The organism is Spirulina sp. CCNP1310 (assembly GCF_034932185.1).
Lineage (GTDB): Bacteria > Cyanobacteriota > Cyanobacteriia > Cyanobacteriales > Spirulinaceae > Spirulina.
Genome location: NZ_JAYGHW010000042.1, coordinates 16,848 through 29,374, shown reverse-complemented (window position 1 = coordinate 29,374; position 12,527 = coordinate 16,848). Strand labels below are relative to the sequence as shown.

Below are 12,527 nucleotides of genomic sequence, written 5' to 3'. Positions count from 1 at the left end.
AGGGGGGCTGTTGCCGGGGGAACTATGCCCAATTACTACGCCATCCAAGTCCACGATCGCCAACGGGGCCAAACCTTCACCGCCCAAGTCCCTGATGATCAATATATTCTCCACAGCCTCGAAGCTGAGGGGTATATCCTTCCCTTCTCCTGCCGGAATGGGGCCTGTACTGCCTGCGCCGTCCGCGTCAAACAGGGGGATTTAGTGCAACCGGAAGCGATGGGCCTTTCCCCCGACCTCCAAGCCCAGGGCTATGCCCTCCTCTGTGTGAGCTATGCCCGCTCCGATCTGGTGGTGGAGACTCAGGATGAAGATGAGGTCTATGAACTGCAATTTGGTCGCTATTTTGGCAAGGGGCCGGTGCGCATCGGTCTCCCCCTGGATGACGATTAACGCGATAAGGGTTTATGGCTGTGATGCCTAAACGTTCCTGCCCTGTTGATTCCCCTAGGGTGTTTAGGGTGTTTGTCCAGATCAGCAAAATTTTATGGATTTTCGCCCTCCTCCTCCTCAGCAGTTGCCAACCGGAACCCCCACCCCCCCCAGGATTAACCGTGACCATTGACCGAGTAATTAGTGGTCAAGTTGTTGTGTTGCGGGGCTTTCCCTACGATCCCCAAGCTCCCATTACCCTACGCCTCAGTGGGATTAATGCCCCGGATCTAGAACAGGCTCCTTGGGGGGAAGCGGCTCAAACCGCTCTCGAAAATCAATTGAAACAAAGCCCCACCGTTACCCTCGCCCTAGATCGCCCCGAACCGGATCAATACGATCGCTATTGGGGGCATCTGTGGCAGGGGGATTTGTGGATGAATCGGTGGTTGGTGGCAGAGGGCTATGTGTTGGCTCAGGGGAGTGATAGCCCCTCGCCGATTCAGCAGCGATTGAGCCATGCCCAAGACTATGCAAGAATAAAAGGTGTGGGCATTTGGCAACCGGATCAGCCCCTGCGCCAAACTCCGGCAGAATTTCGCCGTTAACGCGCCGTTCATTTTTGTTGTTGCAATCTTTCCTCACCCATGGCCCAAGCCGAACCGCTGCAAACGTTCCTCGATATTGCCACTGAAGCGGCCTTAGCTGCTGGTGCGATTCTCAAAGCCCATTGGGGCAAACTAGAAACCATTGAAGAAAAGGGCCGCCCTGGAGATTTAGTCACCGAAGCCGATAAACAATCGGAAGCGGTGATCCTGGCTACCCTCGCCCGCCACCTGCCGGATCATACGATTTTGGCGGAAGAATCGGGGTTTCAACAGGGGAAGAGCGATCGCTACCATTGGGTGATTGATCCCCTCGATGGCACGACGAATTACGCCCACTGTTACCCCGCCTCCGCCGTTTCCATTGGCCTGCTCATTGGGGGGGAGCCGGTGTTAGGGGTGATTTATGATCCGGGGGGCGATCGCCTCTACCGTGCTGCCCAAGGCCTAGGAGCCACCTGCAACCGCCAACCGATCCAAGTTTCCACCACAGCCCAACTGCGCAATAGTCTCCTCGTCACCGGCTTCGCCTACGATCGCCACACCACCACCGACAATAACTACGCCGAATTCTGCTACCTCACCCACCTCACCCAAGGGGTACGCCGAGGGGGATCCGCCGCCCTCGATCTCGCCTTAGTGGCTTGCGGTCGCCTCGATGGCTATTGGGAGCGGGGCCTAAAACCCTGGGATTTAGCCGCTGGGGTTGTCTTAGTCCAGGAAGCGGGGGGCCGAGTCACTGCCTACGATCAAACCCCCTTTAACATTGAATCAGGTCGCCTTTTAGCCACCAACGGCGCGATCCACCACTCCCTGAGCCAGGCCCTCGCCCAAACCCCCCCCATTGCCGTTTGGAGTGATGCCACTCAAATGGCCCAGTTATCGCCTTGATGATTAATAACATTAAGCTCCGTCGCAGAATGCCCTCATCCAGGGGAATCTAGAGGATACTAAGAGATTATGAGTGATGTTTTCGGTGAAGCACTATGTCCCTAACCATTAAGTATGGACTCTTTAAATATGATTTGACGGATCACCATGCTGTGCTGGGCATACCTGTCACAGCGGATGCCAATACCGTGCGTAAACGGTATCTTAAACTGGCACGGCTCCTCCATCCTGATACGGTGAAAGTCAACAGTGATGCAGAGCGGCAACAGGCCAGCGAACTGCTTTCCAAATTGATTAACCCCGCCTACGAAACCCTCAAGGGCAAAACCCACCACGAGCATCAAATTGTTCTGGAACAAACGGGTAAACGATTAGCCAGCGAAGGCAATACGCCCAACCTCCATAGCGAGATGGCGAAAAATCTCCTCAAGGCTGGGGGCAATGTTGACCTCGCCTATGCCCAAGCCCTCAAGGCTCTGACAGAAAACCAATACAAATCCATTGCTGCTTGCGAGCAAAATATTGGCGAATTGAGCGAGTTAAACCTAGTTTATTTGATGCTCAAAGCGGGCCAAGGGCTACGGCAGACCCCCCCGACGGCGAAACCAGCCCCCACGGTAGCCCCATCCACATCCAGCCAAGCGGCCAAACCCACGGCAGCGCCAGAAGAAGCCTCGCCGGTGTTGACCTACGTCCGCCGCGCCCAGGAATATATCGGTAAAAATAATTTTGCCAAAGCGGTTTTAGAACTGCGGGATGGCCTAAAACTAGATCCGAAGAATAGTACCTGTCATGGTCTTTTGGGGATGGCTTACCTGAAGCAAAATCAGGTCAGCATGGCCAAGGTGCATATTCTCAAATCCCTCCAGTCGAATCCCCAGGAGGCGATCGCCCTGCAATGTAAGGCCGTGATCGAGAAAAAACTGGGTCAGCCCCTCACCGCCCACAGTGCTGGCTCCAACTCCAGTGGGGGGGCCAATGCCAAGCACAAAGCGGCGGAAGATGCCAAGCAGAAAGCTAAAGGCAAATCCGATCCCAAGGCGGATGGGGGTGGTATGTTTGGGGGGCTGTTTGGTGGTAAAAAAAAGTAGTGTGATCCCGCCGATTGGGACTGTTCTGTATAAACTCTTTTAACCCCCCCTGATGATGATTCACCAGCCCCCCGCCGGAAGCCGCGACATTCTACCCTTGGAGGTGTCGCAGAAACGCTGGATTGTTGACCGTTTACAGGCTGTTTTTCAGCGCTGGGGGTATCAGCGCATTATTACCTCAACGTTGGAATGGCTGGATACTCTCACCGCTGGGGGAGCCATTCAACCGGATACGGTGATCGAGGTGGGGGAAACGGCCCAGGGACGGCTAGGGCTGCGGCCGGAACTTACGGCTTCCATTGCCCGTGCTGCTGTCACCCGGATGGCGGGGGATAAGCATCCCCTCCGGCTCTATTACAATGCCAATGTCTTTCGGCGGGCGGCCCAGAGTCACCACGGCCGCCAGGTGGAGTTTTACCAAATGGGGGTGGAATTACTCTACACCGGGGGCAGTTTGGCAGATACGGAAATTCTGCTGTTGGTGGTGGATTGTTTGCAAGCGTTGGGGTTAAAGGATTGGCATTTGCTCTTGGGTCAGGCGGAATTGACCCGATCGCTCCTGGCTCCTTTCCCCCCTGAACAACGGGGGGCGGTGCGAGAGGCGATCGCCCATCTCGATCGCATTGGCCTTGAAGCCCTCGACCTTACGCCGGAACTGCGCGATCGCGCCCTGCTGATCTTGAACCTGCGGGGCCGGCCCGAGGATGTCCTCCAACGGGTGAGCCAATTAGACCTTGATGCCACGGGCCAAGCCTCTGTGGAAAATTTAAAAACCTTAATCGAGCGGGTGCGCCACAGTTCCCCCCAGGAACTCCCCTTAATCCTCGATCTCAGCCTGTTGGAAACCATCGATTACTACACGGGTATTGTCTTTGAAGTGGTCGCTTCTCGCCAAAATTATGCCCGTGTCGTCGGTAAGGGGGGGCGTTATGATCAACTGCTGGGCCTTTACGATCCCAATGGGGAAGGGGGCGCAGGCATCGGCTTTGCCCTCAACCTCGAAGACCTCCACGCCGCCCTCTTAGCCGCCCCCCAACTGCCCCAAACCATGCCCGTCAATGATTGGCTCGTGATTCCCAAAACTCCCGCAGCGGAAGCCATGGCCTTCACCTATGCCCAGCAGTTGCGGCAATCGGAGCATTTAGTCCGGGTGGAGTTGGATTTAGGGGGGCGATCGCCTGCCCAACTCCGGGATTATGCCCGCGCCAGCAGCATCCGTCGCTTGGCTTGGGTGGATGGGGAAGGGACACCAGAAATTGAGGTAGTGGGATGAAAAAAGCACATATTATCGGACTGGGCCGTTCTGGGGTAGCAGCGGCACGGGTATTAAAAGCACAGGGGTATGCCGTAGAGGTGAGCGATCGCAGCACCAACCCCGCCCTCCACCCCCTCCAAGCCCAACTCCTCGCCGCCAATATCCCCGTCCAACTGGGGGCAGAACTTGATCTCAGCCAAGGCCACCCGGATTTAATCATTGTCAGCCCCGGCGTACCTTGGGATAGTCCCCTCCTCATGGCTGCCCGTGCAGCGGGCGTTGTGATCATGGGTGAGATGGAACTGGCTTGGCAACGACTCCAGAATAGTCCTTGGGTCGGTATTACCGGCACTAACGGCAAAACCACCACCACCGCCCTCACCGCCGCCATCTTCCAAACCGCTGGCCACAATGCCCCCGCCTGCGGCAATATCGGCAATGCCGCCTGTGAATTAGCCCTCAACCCCACCGCGCCGGATTGGGTGATTGCTGAAGTCAGTAGCTATCAAATTGAAGCCTCCGCCACCCTCGCCCCCCACATTGGCATCTGGACAACCTTCACCCCCGACCATTTAGCCCGCCACTACACCCTCGAAAACTACTACCAAATTAAAGCCAGCCTCCTCCACCGCAGCCAGCAGCAAATTTTCAATAGTGATGATCCCTATTTACGCAGTCGTGCCGCCGATTGGCCCGATGCCTATTGGACTTCTGTTCGGGGCAGTGATGCCTTACCCTGTCCTCCTGAGCGGGGCATTTATGTGGAAAATGGAGAGGCGATCGCCTTTGGGGAACGGATCATGCCCCTAGGGAATTTAAAAATGTTGGGGGATCACAATCAGCAGAATTTGTTGCTGGCCATTGGTGCGGCCCGATTAGCAGGGGTGGGGGGAGAGGCGATCGCCCATGCCGTAACTCAATTTCCCGGCGTACCCCACCGTTTAGAATATATCTGCACCCATCAAAGCATCCAATTCATCAACGACAGCAAAGCCACCAACTACGATGCCGCCTGGGTAGGCTTAATGGCCGTCCCCACCCCCACGATCCTGATCGCTGGGGGCGATCCCAAAGTGGGGGATGATACCGCCTGGATCGAGGCGATCCAAACCAAAGCCGCCGCTGTCCTCCTGATTGGTGATGCGGCTGCGCAATTTGGCGATCGCCTCGCCAGCGTCGGCTACACCGCTTACGAAATCGTCGAAACCCTCGACTGTGCCATCCCTCGCAGCCTCACCCTCGCCCAAACCAACGGAGCCACCACCGTTTTACTCTCCCCTGCCTGTGCCAGCTTCGACCAATACCGCAGCTTCGAGGAAAGAGGCGATCATTTCCGCCGCTTGTGCCAGGAAATGCAACAATCTGCAGCGCAGTAAAATGTTCATTGTTCGGAGTGTGGATTTTTATCCACGAAATAAGACATGAACTACAAACGTGATCTATCAGAACTTAAAACCCATGCCACCCTTTGGTGGCCAGAAAGCCTCAAAGAAAAAAATGCTTTAGCCAACGTGCTGCCCTTGCTCTTACGAACCCAAGATGACTTTCTTCGTCTACTGCATTTGAGCAAGAAAAACCCATTTCAATTATTTGACTTGATCAAATCCGCAGGTTATCCAGCTAACCTTTTTCTCAAGCATTTGGTGGTATTGGCAGATTATGGCGGAGAACCTATTCAGCGTTTAGGAAAATCATTTTCAGATATTTTCCCAAAAGATCAAGATGGCTATTTTTTTGAATTTATATGGCGTGGAAAAAGCTTTGAATATCGATTTAAAGCGATGCCAGTAAAAAATCTTAACAACAAGAGACTACAAATTGATGGAGATGGCCTCACCAAAGAAAATGATCTTAATGATCTAACTTCTGATATGATTGCAATTCTGCTTTTTGCAGCCACATCTAATGTGGCAAATCAAGCCAGACTTGATGCTTGTGATATTGGCTCTTTATTGGGAAATTCAGAGGCACTAGAATCTTTTGTAAAGCAGCGCTATATCACAGTTAGTCGTATAACAGGTGGAGCAACTGCAAACAAATTAGGGCAGCTTGCCCAAACTGAACTGCTAGATTTCTTACAAAAGAGACTGGGAAGTGAATTTATTGTGGTGAACAATGGAACGATACATCTCAAAAATCACGAAAATTCCCAGGGTATGCCTTTTGATATTGTGGTTAGTAAACGCAATACAATGATTGGCATTGAAGTCAGTTTTCAGGTTACTACTAACAGCACAATTGAGCGAAAAGCAGGACAAGCTGCTGACCGCAGGAGGTTAATGAGTGCAGAAGGACATAGGATAGCTTATGTCATAGATGGAGCGGGAAATTTCCAACGGTCTTCTGCCATTTCAACCATTTGCACTCATAGTGATTGCACGATTGCCTATAGTTTAGAAGAGTTTGAGGTACTGTCACAATGGATAGAGAGTCAATTATAATGCGTTTCGTTGATTTATTTGCAGGAACCGGTGGAATTAGGCTTGGATTTGAATGGGCTTGTAGTGAACAAGACATCAAAACTGAATGTGTGTATTCCTGTGAAATTGATCAAAAAGCTTGTGAATCATATGAATTAAATTATGAAGTTAATCCCAAATCCGATATTCGTGATTTGGAAGTATTGCCACAATTTGACTTTCTCTTAGCGGGTTTTCCTTGCCAAGCATTTTCTTATGCTGGAAAACAAAAAGGCTTTGGAGATACTCGTGGCACACTATTTTTTGAAGTTGAAAGGCTTCTAAAGCTATATAAGCCATCATTTTTTTTACTAGAAAATGTCAGGGGACTCACCACCCATGATCAAGGGCGAACATTTGAAACCATCACAACACACTTAATAGATCTCGGCTATTCAGTCCATCACTTATTGCTGAATAGTAGTAATTTTGGCGTACCTCAAAATCGAGTAAGGATTTATATCCTCGGCTCTCGCTGGGGTTCTATCAAGACTAATTTATATTCTGATCCAGGGCCTGCTGATTCCCATAAATACGATGCCAATCATATTCAGGGAAATTTATTTGAACAGCCCCAAAAAACAGTTTTAGTACGTGATATTCTTGAAACAGATGTGCATCAAAGGTATTACTGTACAGAAGCATTTGTCAAAAAACTTAAGAAGGTTGTTGGAAATGATCTGTCAGTGCTACATGGCTACAGACTCATCGATTATCGGGGTGGTCAGTCCATTCATTCCTGGGAATTGGGACTGAAAGGAGAATGTACAAGGAAAGAAATTGCTTTTATGAATCTTCTCATTGCTAACCGAAGAAAAAAACAATTTGGAATCCATCAAGATGGAAAAGCCTTAACAGTTGATCAGATCAAAACATTCTATAACAATGAAGATTTGCCTGAATTATTGTGTTCGCTCGAATCAAAGGGATATATTAGCTGTTACGATGGTAAATATAATCCAGTTGCTGGTAATATGTCTTTTGAAGTCTTTAAATTTTTAGACCCCAATCGGATTTCAATTACGCTGACAGCATCAGATGCAAACCGGCTTGGTGTTGTTCATCATGGGATTGCGAGAAGACTTACCCCACGTGAGTGCGCTCGATTGCAAGGATATCCTGATTCTTATCAGTTAATCAGTGATGAAAATGCAGTGTATATGCAAATGGGAAACGGAGTTTCTGTGCCAGTGATCAAAGCGGTTATTGAAGATTTTTTTGTCAACAACTATGCTCACTTAATCAAGGCAAAACAAAGCAATCTATGGATGAATGACCCGGCCACAAGTGATGTGGCCGGGTGAGGAATTTAGAGGACGGCAGAGGGCTGTTGAGCCGCGAAGAATGTGGCCCGTAATTGCTCGGCGATTTGGGAGCCGGTGAGGCCCAGATCAGTTTTGGATTGATCCGGTGTGGCATGATCCACCAGAATATCCGGTACACCAAAACGTTTCACCGGCACATGGACATCATGATCCTGTAAGGCTTCTAATACCGCAGCACCAAAACCGCCGATTAAACAACCCTCTTCAATGGTTGCCACTTTGCCGATCTGACGCGCTAAAGGCGCAATCAGATCAGTATCGAGGGGCTTCACAAAGCGGGCATTAATTACCGTCACGCCAATGCCATGCTCACCCAGCAATTCCGCCACTTGGAGCGCGGTTTGTACCATCGAGCCATAGCCCAACAGCAGCAGATCATCGCCATGACGGAGAATTTCCCCTTTGCCAATTTCCAACGGCTCCCAACCGTCTTCCATCAAAGGCACACCCACACCATTGCCGCGAGGATAGCGCATCGCAATGGGGCCATCGGTATAATCTACCCCTGTCACCAACATTTGCTGTAATTCCGATTCATCTTTGGGGGCCATAATCACCAAATTAGGCAAACAGCGTAGATAGGCGATGTCATACATCCCTTGGTGGGTGGGGCCATCGGCTCCGACAATGCCGGCCCGGTCTATACAGAAGAACACCGGCAGTTTTTGAATGCAGACATCATGGATCACTTGATCGTAGGCCCGTTGTAGGAATGTGGAATAGATGGCGACGACGGGGCGCACGCCTTCGCAGGCTAGACCGGCGGCGAGGGTGACGGCGTGCTGCTCGGCAATGCCGACATCGATATATTGTTTCGGCAGTTTTTGCTGAAGCTTATCGAGGCCCGTCCCTGTGGCCATGGCGGCGGTGATGCCGACGATTTTGGGGTTATTGGCCGCCAAGGTGGTGAGGGTATGGGCGAAAACTTTGGAGTAGCTGGGGGGGGTGGGTTTTTTCTTGGGGTAGGCTTTGCCGGTGGTGAGGTCAAAGGGGGATTGGGCATGGTAGCCCACTTGGTCTTTTTCGGCGATTTCGTAGCCTTTGCCCTTGGTGGTGGCCACATGGACGAGGACGGGGCCGGGCATTTTGTGGGCTTGGTTGAAGGTGTCGATTAGTTCTTCGAGATTGTGACCATCGACGGGGCCAAAGTATTTAAAGCCCAATTCTTCAATGACTGCCCCTACTTTGGGAACGGTGAGCCGCTTCATACTTTCCTTGAGGCGCTCCATGTCGGGGCTGAGGCTATCGCCAAAGAAGGGCAGATGGCGCAGTTGCTCCTCGATGTTGGAGGAGAGGAATTGCATGGGGTCGGAGAGGCGCACTTTGTTGAGGTAGCGGGAAATGGCCCCGACGTTGGGGGAGATGGACATTTCGTTGTCGTTGAGGACGACCATGAGGCGGGTGTGGGGGAGGTGGCCGGCATGGTTGATGGCTTCTAGGGCCATCCCCCCGGTGAGGGAGCCATCGCCGATGATGGCAACGGATTTGTAATCATCGCCGGCGAGGTCGCGGGCGATCGCCATCCCCAAGGCAGCGGAAATACTCGTTGAAGCATGGCCCGCCCCAAAATGATCAAAGCGGTTTTCACTACGCTTTAAATACCCCGCCACCCCATCTTTCTGCCGCAACGTGTGGAAATCGTGGTAACGGCCGGTGATCAGTTTATGGGGATAGGCTTGGTGGCCCACATCCCAGACGACTTTATCCCGATCCAAATCCAGGGTTTGGTAAAGGCCAAGGGTCAATTCCACCACCCCTAAGCCTGGGCCCAGGTGGCCACCGCTGGCGGCAATGGTTTCTAGGTGTTTTTCACGGATTTGACGGGCAATTTCCTCCAGTTGGCGAATGGAGAGGCCATGTAATTGGTTCGGATGGGTGACTTCGCTCAGATGCATAGGATTTACGCTATGGGGGTTATATCAAGGTTAATTAAGACTGTAGCGGGATTTATCCCCATTACAGGGGCAAAAATTGGTGTTTCGTTACATTTTCTTAATGGAAGGGATCGGGAGGGCGATCGCCTCGCGATCAAATCTCCGTCCTCTGTCAGATAGCCCGCCCAACGCCGCCCCATTGGCAACATAATGACCTAACGCCTGTTTGGATGGTGTTATGAGCCTTAAACCCACCTTTGATCCTGAGTCCCAGCCCCTAGGGCCAACTGTGCCGCTGACGCTCAAAACCCAACTCAGCTATGGCGTTGGGGAAGGAGCAGCAAGATCACCGGGAGTATTCTCGTCTTTTTTTGGCTCTACTTCTTAACCAATGTCGTCGGGTTGCCCCCGGTTCAGGCCGGTTCGGTGTTATTGATTGCGCGGGTGTGGGATGGGGTGCTGGATCCGGTGGTGGGGTGGTTGAGTGACCAGACGCGATCGCGCTTTGGGCGCGGTTCACAGTGAAATCATGCTCAAATTAGCCGCCCAACGTCGCCAAACGGAAACGCCAGAATAAGGCTATTCCCCCGTTTGGACGCGCCACAAATTGGCATAAATCCCCCCTTGGGCAAGGAGCGTATCATGATCCCCCGCTTCGGCAATGTGGCCTTGATCCATGACATAGATGCGATCGGCGTGGCGGATCGTGGAAAGACGGTGGGCGATCGCAATCGTCGTCCGGTTTTCCGTAATATGGGCCAAAGCGCGACTAATGGCCGCTTCCGTTTCGTTGTCCACCGCCGAGGTAGCCTCATCGAGGATCAGAATCGGGGGATTTTTCAAAATGGCCCGGGCGATGGCCAACCGTTGTCGCTGTCCCCCCGATAACTTTTGCCCCCGCTCCCCCACAATCGTTTCATAGCCTTGGGGTAGTTGGGCGATAAAGTCTTCTGCTTCGGCCAATTTGGCCGCATTGCCAATTTCCGCAACGCTGGCCCCTGGACTCCCGTAGGCGATATTTTCCGCTACTGTGCCATGGAACAGGAACACATCCTGACTCACCAAACCCATGGCCCGCCGCAGATCTCCTAACTGAATATCGCGAATATCCAGGCCATCAATGGTAATACTACCCCCCTCAATTTCATAGAATCGTAGCAGGAGTTTCACGAGCGTACTTTTCCCCGAACCCGTCGCCCCGGCAATGCCGATGGTTTGGCCGGCGGGAATCGTTAAACTCAAGCCCCGCAGAATGGGATAGCCCGGTTGATAACTAAACTGAACTTGACTAAAGGCGATCGCCCCCTGCACCTGGGGTAAAACCCGGCCCCCCAAAGCAATACGGATCGGTGTATCGAGCAGATTCATCACCCGCTGGGTGGAAGCCATGGCCCGCTGGTACTGATCCAAGGTTTGCCCTAAACGGGTGAGGGGCCAGAGCAACCGCTGGGTCATGAATACGAGGGTGCTATAGGTTCCCACCGCGAGACGACCGGCGATCGCCTCCTGCCCCCCCAACAACAACGTCGCAATAAACCCACCAAAAATCACGAACCGGATTAACGGCACAAAGGCCGCACTAAGGGCAATGGCATGGCGATTACTGTGGCCATAGGCGGCACTATCTTGGCGGAGGCGATCGAGTTCGTAGGCTTCGGTGGTAAAACTTTTAATCGTCGCAATGCCGCTGAGGTTATTAGCGAGGCGCGTACTCAGGAGACTCACCTTTTCCCGCACCGCAGCATAGCGGGGAGCTAAACGGTTTTGAAAGGCGATCGATCCCCAAATAATGATCGGAATCGGGATCATCGTCAGCCAAGCCACCTCCGGCGCAAGCAGAAAGAAACCACCACTAACCACAATCACCGTCGTTGTCACCTGAAGAATTTCATTCGCCCCAATATCGAGGAACCGCTCCAACTGATTAATATCATCATTGAGAATTGCCAACAGCCCGCCAGTACTGCGATCCTCAAAAAAACGCATCTCCAAATTTTGGACATGATCATAGGCTTCAAGGCGCAGATCATGCTGCATCCGTTGGGCTAAATTGCGCCAGAGGCGATCGTAGCCATATTCAAACAGCGATTCTAATCCCCAAATCACCGCCGATAAAACGCTCAACAGCACCAATTGCGCCCCCGGATCCCGCACACCCCAGCCCGCAATCAGGGAATCCTGCTGTTTCACCACCACATCCACCGCCGCCCCAATTAAGACCGGGGGCGCGAGATCAAAGAGTTTATTCAGGATAGAACAAGTGGTGGCCTGCCCAATGGCCAAGCGATAGCGGCGACCATAATGGAGCAAACGTTGGAGGGGATGAACAGGGGAAGATGTCAAGAGAGCAGCGGGGCTGAGGGGCAAAAATGCGGCTGAATCGAGCCGGGAAACAGCTCAAAAAGAACAAGTTTAGGGCAATATTGTAGCCTTTTTTGCCCGAATCCGTTGCGAAAGTTCCCATTAAACCTAAAATGATGGCAGGGTTATCTGCCTTCACGGATTTTGATGATCTACGCATCCCAGCGTTTGATCCTCGTCAGCCCTCCCCCGTCCAGTGATCGTGGCAATGCTGCCGGTGTTTGCTGCCTCTGTTGTCTTCTTCGCTTGTCAAGAGACTAAAACGCTGTTGCCATTTCCCCCCTGACCTGATCC

The 12,527-nt window shown here is 52.3% G+C and carries 12 protein-coding genes; 10 read left to right on the top strand and 2 right to left on the bottom strand.

Annotated features, from left to right (window positions below; all coding sequences use genetic code 11):
- The first annotated feature begins 24 nt into the window (after positions 1-24).
- The 8 genes from VB712_RS09140 to dcm all read left to right on the top strand — a co-directional run bounded on the left by VB712_RS09140 (position 25) and on the right by dcm (position 7,977).
- Positions 25-393: a 2Fe-2S iron-sulfur cluster-binding protein gene (locus tag VB712_RS09140; protein WP_323254255.1), complete on the top strand. Its 369-nt coding sequence runs from the start codon at positions 25-27 to the stop codon at positions 391-393.
- 23 nt (positions 394-416) lie between these two features.
- The gene (locus tag VB712_RS09135) at positions 417-980 is read left to right on the top strand and encodes a thermonuclease family protein (RefSeq protein ID WP_323254254.1); all 564 of its coding nucleotides are present in this window, start codon (positions 417-419) and stop codon (positions 978-980) included.
- 39 nt (positions 981-1,019) lie between these two features.
- Entirely contained in the window at positions 1,020-1,868 is an 849-nt protein-coding gene (locus tag VB712_RS09130; RefSeq protein ID WP_323254253.1) for an inositol monophosphatase family protein, read from the top strand.
- Positions 1,869-1,963: 95 nt separating this feature from the next.
- Positions 1,964-2,959: a J domain-containing protein gene (locus tag VB712_RS09125; RefSeq protein ID WP_323254252.1), complete on the top strand. Its 996-nt coding sequence runs from the start codon at positions 1,964-1,966 to the stop codon at positions 2,957-2,959.
- Between the two features lie 55 nt (positions 2,960-3,014).
- Positions 3,015-4,232, top strand: a complete 1,218-nt coding sequence (locus VB712_RS09120) for an ATP phosphoribosyltransferase regulatory subunit (protein ID WP_323254251.1) — start codon at positions 3,015-3,017, stop codon at positions 4,230-4,232.
- Complete coding sequence (murD, locus tag VB712_RS09115; RefSeq protein ID WP_323254250.1) at positions 4,229-5,590, top strand: UDP-N-acetylmuramoyl-L-alanine--D-glutamate ligase; 1,362 nt, start codon at positions 4,229-4,231, stop codon at positions 5,588-5,590. Before VB712_RS09120 ends, murD begins: the two co-directional genes overlap by 4 nt.
- A gap of 45 nt (positions 5,591-5,635) precedes the next feature.
- The gene (locus VB712_RS09110; RefSeq protein ID WP_323254249.1) at positions 5,636-6,655 is read left to right on the top strand and encodes a hypothetical protein; all 1,020 of its coding nucleotides are present in this window, start codon (positions 5,636-5,638) and stop codon (positions 6,653-6,655) included.
- Positions 6,655-7,977: a DNA (cytosine-5-)-methyltransferase gene (gene dcm / locus VB712_RS09105; RefSeq protein WP_323254248.1), complete on the top strand. Its 1,323-nt coding sequence runs from the start codon at positions 6,655-6,657 to the stop codon at positions 7,975-7,977. Before VB712_RS09110 ends, dcm begins: the two co-directional genes overlap by 1 nt.
- 5 nt (positions 7,978-7,982) lie before the next feature.
- Here dcm and dxs read toward each other — a convergent pair whose 3' ends face one another.
- Positions 7,983-9,893 carry a 1-deoxy-D-xylulose-5-phosphate synthase gene (gene dxs / locus VB712_RS09100; protein ID WP_323254247.1) on the bottom strand — a complete coding sequence of 637 codons (1,911 nt, stop codon included), beginning with the start codon at positions 9,891-9,893 and terminating at the stop codon, positions 7,983-7,985.
- 217 nt (positions 9,894-10,110) lie between these two features.
- Here dxs and VB712_RS09095 point away from each other — a divergent pair, with 217 nt between their 5' ends.
- A complete protein-coding gene (locus tag VB712_RS09095; RefSeq protein WP_323254246.1) occupies positions 10,111-10,260 on the top strand; it encodes a hypothetical protein in 150 nt (49 codons plus the stop codon).
- Positions 10,261-10,274: 14 nt separating this feature from the next.
- Entirely contained in the window at positions 10,275-10,397 is a 123-nt protein-coding gene (locus VB712_RS09090) for an MFS transporter (RefSeq protein WP_323254245.1), read from the top strand.
- Positions 10,398-10,451: 54 nt separating this feature from the next.
- Here VB712_RS09090 and VB712_RS09085 read toward each other — a convergent pair whose 3' ends face one another.
- A complete protein-coding gene (locus VB712_RS09085; RefSeq protein WP_323254244.1) occupies positions 10,452-12,215 on the bottom strand; it encodes an ABC transporter ATP-binding protein in 1,764 nt (587 codons plus the stop codon).
- Positions 12,216-12,527 lie beyond the last annotated feature (312 nt).